The following is a 16,823-nucleotide window of genomic DNA, read 5'->3' on the forward strand; positions in this document are numbered from 1 at the left end:
CCTCTCATTGTAGCAGTCTCTTAAACTTTCTTAATTAGAATTAAATTATAAATTTAAAAATATTTTTAAAAGCAGTTATACTTTATTTATGAATTTATCTGCAGCCATAGTCAGGAATTTCTTTTTCCCTATACTAAATTCTACCTCTATTGTTTTGTCATTTATACTTCTCACGATTCCCAAACCAAATTTTTTATGAGTAACCTTTTCACCTATAGAATAAGGCAGGTTACTGCTGGATGCTTTTGATTTCCCGTCTCTAATAGGATTAAAATTCTCAATAGAAGATTTTACAGAAGATTTCTTTTCTGGAGTTTTTTCTATTTTCTTAACGTTCATTAGCTCTACAAGGTGTCCAGGTATCTCATCCAAAAATCTAGACTGTGTCCTAAACTGCATCTGTCCATATACAAATCTTTGCTTTGCATAATACATATAAAGTTTTTCTTCGGCTCTTGTTATCGCCACATAGCAGAGTCTTCTCTCTTCTTCTAGCTGTGTCGGATCATATTCAACCTTTGATCCTGGGAAAACTTCATCTTCAACTCCCACAACAAAAACCACAGGGAATTCAAGACCTTTAGAGTTATGTATCGTCATAAGTTTGACATAATCCTGTTCCTCTTCTAGTTTATCTGTAGCACTTATAAGGGCGGTGCTTTCAAGGTATTCACCCAAAGTCAAGTTTTCCTGATTTTTTTCCATCTCACTTATAGAGTTTCTTAATTCCTCTATATTTTCTATTCGAGACTCTGCTTCCTCACCCAAACTTTCCAAATATGAGAAATACCCTATTGAATTTACAACTCCGTCAAAAATCTCAGAAACCGGCATATACTGGCTTTCTTCTATGAAATTTAAGAGCATCGAATGAAATTCGGACAAGACTATCTTTAGATTTTTACTCAGGCCTTCTATCTCTTCTGATCTTCCTAGTGCCTCAAAAATACTTACACCCTTATTTTCAGCAAATTCAGCTATCTTTTCTACACTTTTTACACCTATTTTTCTTTTGGGAACATTTAATATTCTCAGTAAGTTTAGAGAATCAAGAGAATTATTTATGACATTCAAGTAAGCCATTATATCCTTTATCTCCATCCTCTGATAAAACTGCATACCTCCGAAAACTTTGTATGGAATATTAAATTTTATGAAAAGTTCTTCAAATGCTCTAGACTGGGCATTTGTTCGGTAAAGTATAGTAAAATCTTTATAATTTCTGTTACTGTTTTTTAGTCTGTTTATCTCCTGAAGAACCAGATAAGCCTCGTGTCGGGCATCATCTGATTCAAATATTCTTATCAATTCACCTTTATTTTTTTCAGTCCAAAGATTTTTTCCTTTGGAACTCTCGTTGTTTTTTATTATAGAGTTGGCAGCTTCTAGTATATGGGCAGTGGATCTGTAATTTTGTTCAAGTTTTATTACAAAAGCTTCAGGATAATCCTTTTCAAAATCCAGGATATTCTGTATATTCGCCCCTCTAAACCCGTAAATACTCTGATCCTCATCTCCTACAACACATATATTTTTATATTTTTCAGCAATTTTATTTATAATCTGATACTGAATATTATTTGTGTCTTGATATTCATCTACCATTACATACTGATATCTATCCTGAACTTTCTCTCTTATTTTCTGAATGTCCATAAGCCTGTTGGTATTTACTATTATATCAGCAAAATCCATGGCATTGTTATTCTTAAGTCCAGAATTATATTTCTTGTATACAGAAGAGACCGTCTTATAGCTCTCTAAAAAACCTCTGGAATCTTTTTCATACTCTTCAGGAGTAATACCGTCTTCTTTTAGTCTTGATATTATAGAGGCTATCCTTGCAGGAGTTATGCTCTTGTCTGTTATAACCAGTTCCTTCATTATATTCTTTATGAGTCTTTTCTGATCGTCTCCGTCATAAATATTAAAGTTTGAATTATAGCCTAGTTCAACTCCATACATTCTGAGAAGTCTTACTCCAAAGGCGTGAAATGTAGAAACCATAACCCTTTTAGAATCTTCCCCTATAAGAGTTTCAACCCTTTCCCTCATCTCTCTCGCAGCCTTGTTTGTAAAGGTCACAGCAAGAATTTTATAAGGTGAGATCTCTTTTTCTTTTACCATGTGGGCTATTCTATAGGTGACTGTCCTTGTTTTTCCGCTCCCTGCTCCAGCAAGTATAAGTACAGGCCCCTCTACCTTTGAGGCAGCTTTTTTCTGTTCGCTATTCAAATTATCTAATATACTCATTTCTTAATTTCTCCTTAGGCATTATATCATAATAAATAGTACTAATCAATTATATAGTCTATGTGAATAATCACGTCTCGAAGCTCATCAAAATCTGAAAGAAGTGAGTATTTCAGGTCATCTGCCAGGGTATGAGCCTCATAAACTGTCATATCTTTAGGAACTCTTATATGAAAAGAGAGAAATATCTTATGCCCTGATACCCTCATCAATATATCGTGGATATTTTTGATTTCGGTGTTGTTGTAGACATATTCCTCTATTTTATCAAGAAACTCCTTGTCCTGTTTGTCCAGGATATTGTTAGAAGTTTCCATAATAATGTGAATCCCTTCTTTACCTATAAATAAGGATACCAAAATACTCATAAGAGTGTCAAATACGGGATTGACATATATTGACAGCATAAGACCAATGACTACACCCATAGATGATACTGCATCACTTCTATGCTCCCTAGCGTCTGCAAGTACAGCATCACTTTTGGTTCGTAGACCTATTCGTTTTTTATATAGATACATATAATATTTTACAACAACTGAGAAAAGGGCAACATAAATTGTTATTTTGAGAGGTTTAACAAAATCTACCCCTTTTATCAGTGACAATACACTATCTCTTACCAGCTCAAAGGCAGTAATAACAAGTAAAACCCCAACAATATTTCCCGCTATACTCTCTATTTTTTCATGTCCGTATGGATGGTCTTCATCTTCTGGTATATTTCCAAAGTATACACTAAGAAGTATAACTATAGATCCTACTACATCTGAAATTGAATGAAAACCGTCAGCAACAAGGGCCCTACTTTTTCCAAATATACCTACTATGATTTTAAAAACCGATAAAAGTACATTTACAAATATCGATATCCAAGTCCCTTTTACACTATCTTTCAGTCTTTCATTTTTTTTCTGTATTCCGTGATATATCATCTTATTTTTTACTATAGAAAATCCCTTTTTTTCAAAATAGCTTTCTTCGATGATATCCTCGATTATCAGAGAATCTACGCCATGTTTCAGAGCATAGTTAATTACATGATCAAGAAGTTTTGTTCCCAGAGACTGATATCTTTTTTCTTTTTTTACAAGTATTCTTTTTAGGATATAACCCTCTGAAGTTTCAAGTATAAAAGCATAGGCAGATATATCTTTTTTATCTGTCAAAAGAAAATATTTTCCTTTTTCTTCATAAATAAACTCAGTATCCATCTCCCTCAATGTCGACAGATTGTCTGCTAGTTCTCGTCCGCTCAAAACTCTATACACAGTCTACCTCCCTTTATTTATAAAAATAGAGAAGAATATTTATTATTCTTCTCCCTCCAAAATTATTTATATACAAAAAATAAAAAAAAAGTGTCGTGAAACGACCTTCGAAAAGAGCCGATCCGCAACACCCGAAGTAACAGGCTTAGTGCTGCTTCCTTCCAGATCTGACACGGTTCACCGGCACTTCGCCGTGCGGGACTCTTTTCTCCAATCGGGTTCACCTCTACAAAGCTGTAGATTATGAGGTAACGCTTATCTACCTCGGCTATCACGACAGGTATAAATATATCATAATTTTAAAGATGAGTCAATAACTTTTTATTCCTATACCCTCTAATAAATGAATATTTTAGCCATCCCCAGAAAAATGAAAAATCCTAAAGCATCTGTTATCATTGTCAAAAGTATAGAACTTCCAACAGCAGGGTCTGTGTTCATTTTTTTCAGAAAAAGAGGAATCATTGTTCCGCAAAGTCCGGCTATAGCAAAGTTAACAAGAATGGCTATTCCCATTATTATTGAAATTTTGAAATTTTTAAACCACATATAAGATCCACTAGCAACCAGAACTGCAAAGATAAATCCATTCATAACTGCAACAAGTATTTCCTTTACAAGACTCTGTAACCAGTTACTGTTGTCAACATCTCCAACTGCAAGCTGTCTGACCATTACGGTAAGGGCCTGATTTCCAGTATTTCCTCCCATAGAAGCCACGATAGGCATGAGAACGGCCAGAGCAGGCAGACCCTCTATAGTCCCCTGAAATCTCCCGATTACCGAAGCTGCAAAAAATGCAGTACACATATTTAGAAACTGCCACTTTCCTCTGTTTCTAGATACGTTCAAGACTATCTTTCCAGTTTCTACATCTTCGTCTACACCGGCAAAGTTATATATCTGTTCTGTAGCAATTTCCTGTACTATATCATATATATCATCCATAGTAATTCTACCTAATAGATATCCATGGTCATCTACTACTGGAATTGCTGAGAGGTCATATTCTCTAAATAATTTTGCCACATCTTCTATATCATCTACATCTCGTACATATCTCGGTTTATATTTTTCAGGAGATTTTATTATGAGTTCCTTGAAACTATTATTTAGATCAAAAAGTATAATATCTTCCAATGATATGGTGGCCACAAGATTCTTATAATCTCCAGTTATGAAAACACTAGAAACATTTTCTAGTTCTCCGTTTACTTTTAAAATTCTAAATCTTTCTATTGTCTCCTTAACTGTTTCAGAGTCACTTGCTACAAATACCTCAGTCTGCATGTATGCCCCGGCCTGGTCTTCTTCATAACTTTTTAGAAGTTGTATCTCTTCTTGCTCCTTGTAATCTAGACCTTCTAGTATCTCTGCAGCCAGTTCTTCATCGATATCTTCTATATCTTGGAGGAGGTCTGTAGCATCATCTGACTCTAGTCTTTTGATTGTACTTACAAGTTTTTTTACTGACAGAGCTTCTAAAGCTTCTTCTAAAACATTTTCACTGAGACTAAGCAGTATGTCTCCTAGATCCTTACTCGGCATTCTTTTTATATATTCTAAAAATTTTTCCTTATCTAATTTTCTAAGCCTGATAAATATTTTTGAAAGTTCAGAATAGTGAAGTCGTTTCTCTCTCTGATTTCTTAAAAAAGCTTCAAGCATATCTACTAACTGGTTTAAATCTCTTCCTATACGCATACTTCCACCTGCCTTCCTGTGAGATAATTATGACTAGTTTTTTATGTTAGAATTAAAACGGGCGCATTAAATTATAAACTCAAATCCTTATTTTAACAAGGGGAAATTATATTTTAATTAATTTCTTATCATTACCTTATCTTATAAAATATTTTTTTACTTTTCCATTTGATATATCAAAAAACCTGCCTTTATCAGGCAGGTTAAACTTTAAAATGTTTTTTTTATTAAATTCTCAGCATCAAGTCCGGTATTTTTTTTAATTTCAGCTAGTATAGTCTTTACTTCTTGGGAATTTTCATTTAATTTTTCCTCTATACTTTCCCCAAAGCCATTACTCTCCTCTTTTATCTGATCAAAATACTCTTGACCTTTTTCTCCATATTTCTCTTGAAGAGTACTAGCAACCAGTTCACCGTTTGATTCAAAAGAGTTTTTAAGTGAGGCTGCCAATTTTTCAGGTAGGTTACTGTTGATTTTTAGCCTTTTATTGATGTTATCATACTGATAATTTGCTTTTATATCTTTCAGATTATTTATAGCTTCTGAGAAAATAATATCTATAATTTCCTGTCCACTGACTTTTACACTCTCGTTAGAGCTAAAGTCCAATATTTCTAACTCTCCTGTCAAAACAGGGGTATTCCCCTTTATACTTAGCTTTTGGTCTAGGTTAAATACAGCATCACCAAAAGAAATATCTTTTAAAAATTCTGAAAGCCTTAAATTTACCAGTTTTAGATTCAGCTGCTGTTCATTTGAAATCAGATCTACAAAGCCATCAATATCAACCTTAGAATCACCAGTAATCCCATTGATATTAAAATCAATTGGCCCTCTGCTTTTGGCAGGATCGCTCGGTATATTTGTAGCCTGACCCTCTATAGATACTCCGGCTATATTCATAGTCATTCTCGCCTTTTCTACAAAGACATCCACAGGGGGCTTTTCTTTTTCCCCTTCGCTGCTTTTTATTTTTTCACTTATTCCGTTAAAATCATTGGCCACTTTATAGATACTATCTCCTAATTCCTGACCCAGAATACGATTAATAAGATCTTCCAGCCCCTTTGAATCCATTTTAATTAGGTTAGAAATCTGATTTTTATCCATAAGCGTTAGTTCTTTATATTTTTCAGGAAGCGCCCTTAGTTCGTCCAAGTCTTTTTCAAACTCTTTTTTATCTGCTTCCATACTTTTGTATAATTTATCTGCCTCAGAATATATTTCTTTTAATTCCTTTTCTTTCCCAATTATTTCAAAGGGATTTTTTGTTGATTTTATATCTTCTACTAATTTTTCAGCTTTTACTTTCAAATCTTCAATTTTATTTTTATTTTCATTTGTTTTGAGTTTGTTTTCCCAGTACTCTTTTTTCTTAGATATTTTCTCACTGTCTTGCTGGTATTCTGCAGAAAGCTGGCTGTCAAAGTTGTTTATTACCCTGTCTAGTTCATTTCTTATAAGTTCCTGAGGAGATAATTTTTCAATCTCACTTTTCTTAAGATTTCCCATAAGTTCTTCATAAGACGAACTCTCTTTTGATATATCAGGGGTAAGCCCTGCTACTTTACCATCTTTTTCTCTGTCAGTTCCAAATTTTATTCCCTTTAGAAAAATGTCTTTTACAATGACACTTTCTTCTAATATATCTCCAAGATCCACATCTACAGACAAGCCTTCAGCCTCTAAAAGGTTTTTACTGGTATCTCTCACATCTGATACCTGTATTCTCCCTGTTGTAAGTTCATTACCAAAAACTCCATAATTTAGTTTATCAACTTCAACCAGAGCTTTATTAACCTTAGTAGCTTCTTTTTCTACTATCCTAGTTATTATTATGTTTCTTATAAAATATGCTGCTACTATGACAATTAAAAAAATAATTAATATTTTTCCAGTTAGTTTTTTAAGCACGTCTTCATCTCCTTATTGTTTATATTTTTCACTTCAAAACTATTAGTCGTTTAACTAAGGTTTTTTGTCTAAATTTAAATACTTCACTTAGACAATCTCGGTTAAGCTTTTTAATTTAAGTTTTTACTTATATTTTTTCAAAACAACTCTTTGCTTACCTTTCTTACTGACTCCAGTCACTTTTTCAAAGATAAATTTACCTTTTCTCCTAACTGTAATTATATCACCGTCTTTTATAGATGCATCTTTTTCACGTCTCACAGAATAATTCAAACTGACAGTCCCTTCTCTTATCAATTCTGTAGCCTGAGATCTCGATTTTTCAGTAATAGCTGCAACTATACTGTCTAAACGAAGGGAAGAGACCAGATATGTTATTTCTTCAAATTCCATTTCAGGTATATTTTTTTCCTCTGTCTCAGACACTTCTACCTTTATTTTACCTATAACTTTTAAATTGTTTTCTAAAAAATTAAATAAATCTCTGAAAATAACTCCGTAGCACACTCCTTCCTTGACTATCAGGTCGCCTAGCATCTCTCTCTTTATTCCTAGCCCCATTATAGCCGCCAGAAAGTGTCTGTGCTCCAACTCTTTAAATTTTGATCCTCCTCTTATTTCAAAATAAGCAAAAGGATAATCTTCGAAGTATTCTCCGTAAGCTAATGGCTTTATCAGAATAACTCTTTTTTCAGACTCCTGTTTCACTCCCTTACTCTCCACCTCTATACCCAGTGAATTTTTCATATTTTCAAGAGTACTCCACACCTCAGGTGGAAAAAATATTTTTGTATGTATAGGATATTGTATTTTTTTACACAGTTCTATATCTTCATAGAGTGATGCAAGTGCACCTGTATCATCTAATGTAAAATTATTTAAAAAATTTTTTTTATCCAAAATTTACCGCCTTATAAATTTATTTTAATTTAGACTCAAGCCCCATTTCACGGTTTTTAAAGAGGAGTCATTATATTGATTTTATCTTATTTGTATGTTAAAATCAAATCACTTTATAAGCACAGGAAAGGTGATAAAAAAAAATGAACAGAATAGAAAGAAAATATCTGGCACCAAATGCTATAACAGCTGCTAACATGCTCTTAGGATATATAAGCATTACCATGTCCATTAAAGGCAATTTTACACAAGCTGCATGGTTTATTGTACTTGCAATGGTCTGTGACGGATTAGACGGACAGACAGCTAGAAGACTAGAAGCATATAGTGAATTTGGAAAGGAGTTCGATTCTTTTTGTGACGCCATTTCTTTTGGACTGGCACCTAGTATACTGGCTTACTCACTTTTAAACATTTATTCAACTATAACTCATATAATCATACCAATTTCTTTTATATACGCTTTATGTGGAGTTATGAGACTAGTAAAATTCAATATTGTTACAACTGCATCAGATGAAAAAGATGATTTTAGCGGTATGCCTATTCCTACGGGGGCTGCCATAGTTTGTTCTTATTATCTTTTCAGTCATTATTTATTTGGAAAGCTTATGTATATAGAAATTTTTCAGATTGTTACAATTATATCTGCAATATTAATGGTAAGCACTATACCATTTAAAACTCCCGATAAAACTTTTAAGTTTATTCCAAAAAAACTTAGAATACCTTGCTTTATCGGTGTTATTATTACTATAAAATATGCCCTCTTTGTTGTTACTTTTACTTATGTTATGATAAATTTATTTAATCATATGCAGAGCATAAATTCCGCTGAAAATTAAATAAGAGCCGAGAGGCTCTTTTAATTTGATTCAGCTAAAATTATAAGTTGTTTTTCATTCATTTATTTTAATATCCATAATATTTTTCATTCTTGATACAGTTTATTCTTTATGTTATAATCTAGCAAACACTGTAAAGTTGAATTTCACAAGGAGTGGACAAATTATGCCAAATAGTAACATCAGCGACATTATGAAAAATTTGCGTCACAAAAAACTAGAGCTTTATTTTTTCGGGGCTCTTGTTGGGCTGTTTACGGGCATGGTTGTAGTATTTTATCGTTTAGCCTTAAATTATGCAAGTGAACTCCACGAAATTTCTTTTAACGCCTTGAGTGAAAACCTTTCACCGGGAAACATTTTTATCACCATATTATTACTGATTCTTTTCTCACTGATCTTAGGCTATATAAACACCTATGTCCCAATGGCCAAGGGAAGTGGAATACCGCAGGTAAAAGGGGTTCTGGTAAGACAACTAAGCTTTGACTGGTTGAAGGAACTTATTGCAAAGTTCTTTGGAGGAGTTGTAGCCATAGGAACCGGGATGTCCTTAGGAAGAGAGGGACCATCAGTACATTTAGGGGCAGAGATAGGAAAAGGTTTTTTCAAAGTTTTCAAAAGAGAGGATCCAGAAAGAAAATATCTTGTATCATGCGGTGCCAGTGCAGGACTTGCTGCGGCATTTAACGCTCCCTTAGCTGGGGCTATATTTTCAATAGAAGAGCTTCACAAATTTATGTCTCCTCTTCTTATTACATGCGTACTTATATCGTCAGTTGTAAGTGATTTTGTATCAAAGTATTTTTTTGGTTTAGAACCCTCCTTTACAATAAAGGTAGAAAGTGGTTTTGGACTTCACGACTATCATCTTATTATCATTTTTGCACTGATAGTAACAATAATTGGAAAATTATTTGGTGACTGGTTAGTAAAATTTCAGGAGATATTTGCCAAAATTCCTCTGCCACCAATTATTAAACCAATAGTAATAATTTTTATAGTATTTATGGTCGGAATTTTCTTTAGAGACGTTACAGGAGGGGGGCACCATTTAGCAGAAGAAATTATAAATCACCCTTTTTCCTATAAAACACTTTTTTTACTTTTAGCACTCAAGTTTTTATTTACTCTTATATGTTACTCTTCAGGAGCTCCTGGCGGTATATTTCTTCCCATACTGGTTATAGGGGCTATAAGTGGTAAAATATATGGAATGCTCATGGTGGATTATTTCGGTTATCAGGAAAGTTATGTGATTTATTTTATAATTTTAGGAATGGCTTCTTTACTCACAGCTGTTGTAAAAGCTCCTATTACAGGAACAATACTTATACTTGAAATGACTGGTTCATTCGAACACTTTTTTCCACTGATAACAGTTACAATGGTTACATTCTTAATAACAGAAATTCTGGAAATGATTCCGATATATGATACTCTCCTTGAACGGATGCTTGAAAATCATGAGATTGAAGAGGGAGATATCCATAATAAACTCACCATACGAATACCTGTAGGTCCAGATTCATATTTTGAAAACAAAAAAATATGTGAAGTCACCTGGCCCAACGACTGCCTTATTGTCGGTATTAAAAGAGGAGAAAAAGAGATTATCCCAAAAGGAAAGCATAGTATTATGAGCGGAGATGTGCTTATAATTCTTACCAACGAATCTACAGCTAAGGTTATAAAATTAGATCTTTTGAAAAAAGCACAAGAAGTTATATTATAAAAACAGGCTGAAAAAATCAGCCTGTTTTTTTCTATTCCTATATTTAAATTCTTCTCATTTCACCCCTAAAAGAGCTCAGATAAGAGGTAAGAGGAACTGCAACAAGTATTCCGATACTACCAGATAGGGATCTTAAGACTTCTACAGCCATAAATTCAAAATTTAATATTCTTATAATAGGATACTCTGTTCTTTGCATAACAATGAGCATTACCGTAAATAAGGAGCTGCCTATATAAGCCAATATCAGAGTGTTCACCATAGTTCCGATTATATCGCTTCCTATATTCATTCCCGACTTAAATATCTCCATTGGATGAAGATCAGGATTTTTTTGTTTTATCTCATCTAGTGCAGAAGAGATAGACACTGCCACATCCATAACCGCTCCCATACTTCCCAAAATAACTCCAGCAGAGACCAGCTCTCTGACCTTTATTCCTACTAACATTGGAGCATAATTTAAAGCATCAATATCACTATAACCGGTAATCCCCATTTTGATGCTGAATATATAGGATAAAATACCTGCAAAGGCCACTCCCCCTATACTCCCTGCCATAGCCACCTTTCCTTTATGATTAAATCCAGATATAAGGAATATGGTGACAAGAGATGCAAAAAATGCCATTATTACAGATAATAAAATCGGAGAATATCCATATATCACCCCTGGAAGAAAGAACTTAAATATTCCTGCAACTGTAATTCCTAGAGCCAAAATTGCTTTTAGACCTTTGAACCTAGACAAGATAAAAGTAAGTACTATAAACAGACCACCCAATAAAAGCATGTTGTTACGTTTATCAATATCAGAGATATAATAGACATTTTTCCCGTCATCGGCTATCTCTGTGTAAAGAACCACATCCATCCCCTCTTTTAACGGAATATTAAATGCAGATTCACGGTAAATTGGAAAATCCACCTCTATAACCTTCCCAGAATCTATCCCATCCTCTATGATAACATTATACACGTCAACCTTTACAACCTCGTCTTCAAACTCCTGAGGCTCATAGGATCGAACCTTTTGGGTAACTCTTCCCTTGATATAGTTATCTTTCTGATCTGAAAAAGAGATGGCAGAAAGTACAAAGATAAAAAGTAGAACAAAAATCTTTTTCATATAACCCCCCCTGTATTTTTTCCCCTAATTTTAACACAAACACCTTTTGGTTACAAACAGTAAAAAAAGGGGAGTTATCCCCTTATAAAAGCTTTTGCTTTTTCAACTATACTCTTACTGTCTAGTTTGTATTCCTCTAGCAGTTCATCTGCTTTTCCAGACTGCCCGAATCTGTTTTCCACACCTATTATTTTAACCGGGACTGGATACTCTGCGGATAAAACTTCACATACAGCTCCCCCTAATCCACCTATAACCTGATGCTCCTCAAGGGTCATTATCTTCCCGGTTTCTTTAGCACATTTTATCAGCAGGTCTCTATCTATAGGTTTTATACTTGACATGTTGACCACCCTAGCCTCTATACCATCAGATGCCAAAACTTCCGCAGCCTCTAAGGCCTTAGATACCATTAGACCAGTACCTACCAAGGTGACGTCATTTCCCTCTCGCAGTATTTCACCTTTTCCTATCTCAAAAGTTTTCTCTGGATCTGTTATAACTGGGTATTTTGCCCTGGCAAGCCTCAAATAAACAGGGCCATTATAATCAGCTATCTTCTCTACCATCTTCTTGGTTTCCACTGCATCAGCAGGGCAAAGCACCACCATGTTTGGCAAGGCCCTCATAATAGCTATATCTTCAAGCATCTGGGCACTTCCTCCGTCTTCTCCCACAGTAACTCCTGTATGAGTAGCCACTATCTTTATATTTAGATTATTATAGCATGCTAGCATCCTTATCATATCAAAGGGTCTGGTGGTAAGAAAAGATGCAAAGGAAGATACATATGGGATAAATCCCTCTAAAGCATACCCTGCCCCTATACCCACGAGATCCTGTTCAGCTATCCCTACATTTACAAATCTATCTGAAAACTCCTTCTGAAAAAGTATTGCTTTTGTTGAATCCTGAAGGTCTGCAGAAAGTGCGACTATTTTATTGTTTTTCTTTCCCAGCTCTAAAAGAGTTTCTCCGAAAGCATCTCTTGTAGCTTTTTCCATATATTTATCAACTCCTTAATCTTTAGAATTATCAAGCTGCAGCAGTGCCTCTAGATACTGGTCTGTATTAGGTGCTTTTCCATGCCAGTTGTTGTCATATTCCATAAAGTCTATTCCTTTTCCCTTGACAGTATTTGCAATTATCACAGTAGGCCTTCCCTTCTCCACCATGAAATCATCTAGAGCCCTGAATATGTCATCAAAATCATGACCGTCTATCTCAATTACATTCCAGTTGAAGCTCTTCCACCTTTCTCCTAGAGGTTCTAGGTTTTTTATTTCATTTACAAAACCGTTTTCCTGAACCTTGTTATAATCGATAATTGCACATAAATTTGAAAGTTTATGATGACCTGCACTCATAGCAGCTTCCCATACACTTCCCTCTTGTATCTCTCCGTCACCCATAAGCACAAATACATTATAGCTGCTTTTTTTTAGATTTGATGCCAGAGCCATTCCAACTCCCACAGAAAGACCCATTCCCAGTGATCCTGTAGAAAGCTCAACTCCCGGTATGTTTCTGTAAGCATGTCCCTGAAGCATCTTACCAAATTTTCTAAATCCAGATAGTTCTTCCTTTGGAAAAAAACCTGCATCTGACAAAACTGTATAGAGAACAGGAGTGGCATGCCCTTTAGACATTATAAATCTATCTCGTTCCTCCCATTTTGGATTTTTAGGATCATATTTCATCCTCTCTTTATAAAGGGCTAAGAGTATTTCCACTGCAGACAGAGATCCACCTGGATGACCCGATTGTGCCTCATATATAACTTTTAATATATCTTTCCTTATTTCCACTGATTTACGTTGAAGTTCTTTTATATCCATTAAAACACCTCCCCTATAGATATTCAAAGGAGGCAAAGGTTTCCTTCTTTCATTTTTTATATCCTTCAATAAAAAAACCTGCCTTTCGGCAGGAATATAACTTATATTTTAAAACTTTGTGAAAAGATTTTTTATAAGGGATTCCTTAAACTGATCATGGGAAATTTTAAGGCCCAACTCTTTTCTAAGGTTCTCTATTTTTTCAAAACTCAAGTATTTTTCATCAATTGTACTTTCAAGCCTTATCTCCTCTAAGTCCTCCTCAGAAAATTCATTTATAGCATTTAAAAATATCTCACCGTAATTTTTAAACTTTTGATTCCCAACACCTCTGACCTTTAACATCTCCCATCTATTTTTAGGTTTTTTCTCTCCCATCTCAATAAGAGTAGCATCTGAAAACACAATATAAGGGGCGATATCCTCCTTCTGGGCTATTTTTTTTCTCAGATCATTAAGTTTTTCAAATAAAGGATCTTCATAATAATCAAAACTGATAACTTCATTTTTCTTTCTTAAGATTCCGTCTTCTCCCTTTAGCACAGAAAAAGATTTTTCATTTAATCGAAGCACTGGATAACTTCCAGCACTCTGATCTAAATACCCTTCAGAAGTAAGATAATTTATAAACTCTTCTAGTTCATCTTTTTTATAGTGTCTCAGAAGTCCGAAGGTAGATAGCTTGTCTAAATCCTTCCTCTCAATCTTTTTATCCTTCTCACCCATCAAAATTTTTGTAATGGTAAAGCCCCCTAGGCTTCCCTTTACCCTTCCTATACAGGACAGTATCTTCTGGGCATCTACAGTTAGATCCACAACATCTGTTGCCACATGGCAGTTTTGACAACTCCCACAATAATTTTTTATCCTTTTATCACCAAAATATTTCAATATATATTCTCTCAGACAGGTATTTATCGATGCGTAGTTTACCATGGCGTCGAGTTTTTTCATCCTCTCTTTTTTCATCTTAGTTTCTAGTTCTTCATTCATATCTATAAAATACTCTTGAGTTCCCACATCTTCCTCATTATACAGAAGAATACACTCTCCTGGAGCTCCGTCACGTCCTGCACGCCCTGCCTCTTGATAATAACTCTCAAGATCTCTTGGAATATTTCTGTGAATGACAAACCTTACATTGGACTTATCTATTCCCATACCAAAGGCATTGGTAGCTATCATTACCCTTATTTCATCTTTCAGAAACTTTTCCTGAAAATCCTTTCTTTCGCTTTCTGACAAACCTGCATGATATTTCCCTACACTAAATGATTTTATTCTGAGATAGCTGTATAGATGGTCTACCTCTTTTCTTGTAGAAGCGTATATTATTCCGGGTTTTCTTCTGTTTCTTTCCAGGTAATCTATTATATATTTTTCAGGATCTTCACCCTTTTCCACATAAAATGAGAGATTTCCCCTGTCAAAACCGTCTACATAAGCTAGGGGATTTTTTAAATTTAACTTGTCTACTATATCTTCTCTGACTTTTGGGGTTGCAGTGGCTGTAAAAGCTGCTACCTGAATATTTCTCTCTAGAGCCTCTATAAATTTGGGTATCTCAAGATAACTTTTTCTAAAGTCGTGTCCCCATTGGGAGATACAATGGGCTTCATCTACGGCTATAAAAGATATATCGACACTCTTCATAAGATTAATAAACTTTGGACTTAATAGCCTTTCGGGAGCTAAATAAAGAATCTTTGTCCTTCCGACCCTTATATTCCTCATAGTCTTTATAAATTCCTCTTTCGAAAGAGAAGAGTTTACAAATGCTGCTGATATCCCAAGGTTATTAAGGGTATCTACCTGATCTTTCATTAACGATATAAGCGGAGATACCACTAAAGTTATGCCTTTAAACATAAGTCCAGGTATCTGATAACATATAGACTTTCCTCCTCCAGTTGGCATTACAGCAAGAATATCCCTTTTCATAAGAACACCCTTTACAACCTTCTCCTGACCGTATCTAAAGGAGTCGTATCCATATGTATTTTTTAAAATTCTCCTCGCTTTTCCCAGCATTTTATACCTCTTTTTTTTTCTTTATACTAAAATTATAACAAATATGCTGATAATTTAACAATTAAAAATTATATCAGAGTCCTATAAATGATTTTATAGTTTTCTGATTTTGGCATAAACAGTTAAAATCATCCTAAGTCGCACTTATAATATAATATTTTATATTTTGAAGATATATACATTTTTCAATTACAAACCAAACGAATAAATAAAAAATAGATAAAAAACTGAATTTATTTTAGTTTTATTTTTTTTACAAAAATAGTATACTTTATCTTTAGAGAAATTTTAAATAAACCGATTAAAGGACAGGGTGCACTTATAAAATGAAAAAATTTAAAAAAATATATGTAGAAATAACAAATATATGTAATTTAAGCTGTCATTTCTGCCCTAAGAGTAAAAGAAAACTCGAATACATGAAACTTGATTCTTTTGGGAAAATTCTTCGTGAGATAAAACCTTTTACAGATTATATCTATCTTCATGTAAAGGGAGAACCTCTCTTACACCCTCAGTTAGAGGAGTTTCTAGACCTAGCTTATGTCTATGGATTCAAGGTTAATATCACGACTAACGGGTCATTTATAAAGGGTACAGGGGATAAATTATTAACAAAACCAGCACTTCGTCAGATAAATTTTTCTCTACACAGTTTTGGTGAGAATCCAGAAAATATTCATAAAAATAATTATCTCCGAGACATTTTATTTTTTTCCAAAAAAACTCTGGAAAAAACTGATATCATAATATCTCTAAGACTATGGAACTTCAATAAAAAGATTAAGGATGAAACTCAAAAGGGAAATAATGAAATCCTTCAAATATTAGAAAAAGAATTCAAACTAGACTATAAGATCTCTGATATCCTAAATCCTGGAAGAGGTGTTAAAATTTCTGATAAACTCTACCTGAATTCAGACTACCAATTCAAGTGGCCAGATAAAGATGATATCTATGAAGATGCAACAGGCTTCTGTTATGGTATGAGAACACATACCGCTATATTAGTTGACGGTACTGTTGTTCCCTGCTGTCTTGATGGTGAAGGAAGTATAAATCTCGGGAATATATTTAATGATAGTTTTAACAATATAATTAACAGCAACAGATCCAAGGCTATTTACAGTGGTTTTTCAGAAAAAACAGCTGTAGAGAAACTCTGTAAAAAATGTCAGTTCAAAATCTGATCTTCATAGA

12 protein-coding genes and 1 other RNA gene are annotated in these 16,823 nt (G+C 34.0%); 3 read left to right on the top strand and 10 right to left on the bottom strand.

Annotation, left to right across the window (positions count from 1 at the left end; translation table 11 throughout):
• Positions 1 to 75: 75 nt before the first annotated feature.
• The 6 genes from ILYOP_RS05615 to ILYOP_RS05635 form a co-directional block, all read right to left on the bottom strand.
• Complete coding sequence (locus tag ILYOP_RS05615) at positions 76 to 2,253, bottom strand: ATP-dependent helicase (protein WP_013387564.1); 2,178 nt, start codon at positions 2,251 to 2,253, stop codon at positions 76 to 78.
• A 41-nt stretch (positions 2,254 to 2,294) separates the two neighbouring features.
• A complete protein-coding gene (locus ILYOP_RS05620; protein ID WP_013387565.1) occupies positions 2,295 to 3,524 on the bottom strand; it encodes a cation diffusion facilitator family transporter in 1,230 nt (409 codons plus the stop codon).
• A gap of 108 nt (positions 3,525 to 3,632) precedes the next feature.
• Positions 3,633 to 3,731: signal recognition particle sRNA small type (gene ffs, locus ILYOP_RS16255), an RNA gene on the bottom strand.
• A gap of 129 nt (positions 3,732 to 3,860) precedes the next feature.
• A complete protein-coding gene (gene mgtE / locus ILYOP_RS05625) occupies positions 3,861 to 5,228 on the bottom strand; it encodes a magnesium transporter (protein WP_013387566.1) in 1,368 nt (455 codons plus the stop codon).
• 210 nt (positions 5,229 to 5,438) lie between these two features.
• Positions 5,439 to 7,145 carry a hypothetical protein gene (locus ILYOP_RS05630; protein ID WP_013387567.1) on the bottom strand — a complete coding sequence of 569 codons (1,707 nt, stop codon included), beginning with the start codon at positions 7,143 to 7,145 and terminating at the stop codon, positions 5,439 to 5,441.
• Positions 7,146 to 7,268: 123 nt separating this feature from the next.
• Positions 7,269 to 8,045 (bottom strand): YlmH family RNA-binding protein, encoded by a 777-nt coding sequence (locus tag ILYOP_RS05635; protein WP_013387568.1) that lies wholly within the window; start codon positions 8,043 to 8,045, stop codon positions 7,269 to 7,271.
• Between the two features lie 143 nt (positions 8,046 to 8,188).
• Between ILYOP_RS05635 and pssA the strand changes: the two genes are divergently transcribed.
• Together pssA and ILYOP_RS05645 are read left to right on the top strand one after the other, a co-directional pair.
• Complete coding sequence (gene pssA, locus ILYOP_RS05640; protein ID WP_013387569.1) at positions 8,189 to 8,890, top strand: CDP-diacylglycerol--serine O-phosphatidyltransferase; 702 nt, start codon at positions 8,189 to 8,191, stop codon at positions 8,888 to 8,890.
• A gap of 166 nt (positions 8,891 to 9,056) precedes the next feature.
• Positions 9,057 to 10,625, top strand: coding sequence for a ClC family H(+)/Cl(-) exchange transporter (locus ILYOP_RS05645; protein ID WP_013387570.1), 1,569 nt, complete (start codon positions 9,057 to 9,059; stop codon positions 10,623 to 10,625).
• A 43-nt stretch (positions 10,626 to 10,668) separates the two neighbouring features.
• Here ILYOP_RS05645 and ILYOP_RS05650 read toward each other — a convergent pair whose 3' ends face one another.
• The 4 genes from ILYOP_RS05650 to recQ form a co-directional block, all read right to left on the bottom strand.
• On the bottom strand, positions 10,669 to 11,754 hold the full coding sequence (locus ILYOP_RS05650; RefSeq protein ID WP_013387571.1) for a YibE/F family protein: 1,086 nt from the start codon (positions 11,752 to 11,754) through the stop codon (positions 10,669 to 10,671).
• Between the two features lie 74 nt (positions 11,755 to 11,828).
• Positions 11,829 to 12,758, bottom strand: a complete 930-nt coding sequence (locus tag ILYOP_RS05655; protein ID WP_013387572.1) for a transketolase family protein — start codon at positions 12,756 to 12,758, stop codon at positions 11,829 to 11,831.
• A gap of 15 nt (positions 12,759 to 12,773) precedes the next feature.
• Positions 12,774 to 13,592 (bottom strand): transketolase, encoded by an 819-nt coding sequence (locus ILYOP_RS05660; protein WP_013387573.1) that lies wholly within the window; start codon positions 13,590 to 13,592, stop codon positions 12,774 to 12,776.
• Between the two features lie 108 nt (positions 13,593 to 13,700).
• Positions 13,701 to 15,623 (bottom strand): DNA helicase RecQ, encoded by a 1,923-nt coding sequence (gene recQ, locus ILYOP_RS05665; protein WP_013387574.1) that lies wholly within the window; start codon positions 15,621 to 15,623, stop codon positions 13,701 to 13,703.
• A gap of 326 nt (positions 15,624 to 15,949) precedes the next feature.
• On the opposite strand from recQ, the gene ILYOP_RS05670 reads away from it, so the two are divergent.
• Complete coding sequence (locus tag ILYOP_RS05670; RefSeq protein ID WP_013387575.1) at positions 15,950 to 16,813, top strand: radical SAM/SPASM domain-containing protein; 864 nt, start codon at positions 15,950 to 15,952, stop codon at positions 16,811 to 16,813.
• The last annotated feature ends 10 nt before the right edge of the window (positions 16,814 to 16,823 follow it).

Origin of the sequence: Ilyobacter polytropus DSM 2926, from assembly GCF_000165505.1 — a bacterium.
Classification (GTDB): Bacteria; Fusobacteriota; Fusobacteriia; order Fusobacteriales; family Fusobacteriaceae; genus Ilyobacter; species Ilyobacter polytropus.

Coding starts and splice junctions, on each gene's coding strand:
- ILYOP_RS05615 (WP_013387564.1), bottom strand. CDS start 2,253: ATGAGTATATTAGATAATTTGAATAGCGAACAGAAAAAAGCTGCCTCA.
- mgtE (WP_013387566.1), bottom strand. CDS start 5,228: ATGCGTATAGGAAGAGATTTAAACCAGTTAGTAGATATGCTTGAAGCT.
- pssA (WP_013387569.1), top strand. CDS start 8,189: ATGAACAGAATAGAAAGAAAATATCTGGCACCAAATGCTATAACAGCT.
- ILYOP_RS05645 (WP_013387570.1), top strand. CDS start 9,057: ATGCCAAATAGTAACATCAGCGACATTATGAAAAATTTGCGTCACAAA.
- ILYOP_RS05650 (WP_013387571.1), bottom strand. CDS start 11,754: ATGAAAAAGATTTTTGTTCTACTTTTTATCTTTGTACTTTCTGCCATC.
- ILYOP_RS05655 (WP_013387572.1), bottom strand. CDS start 12,758: ATGGAAAAAGCTACAAGAGATGCTTTCGGAGAAACTCTTTTAGAGCTG.
- ILYOP_RS05660 (WP_013387573.1), bottom strand. CDS start 13,592: ATGGATATAAAAGAACTTCAACGTAAATCAGTGGAAATAAGGAAAGAT.
- recQ (WP_013387574.1), bottom strand. CDS start 15,623: ATGCTGGGAAAAGCGAGGAGAATTTTAAAAAATACATATGGATACGAC.
- ILYOP_RS05670 (WP_013387575.1), top strand. CDS start 15,950: ATGAAAAAATTTAAAAAAATATATGTAGAAATAACAAATATATGTAAT.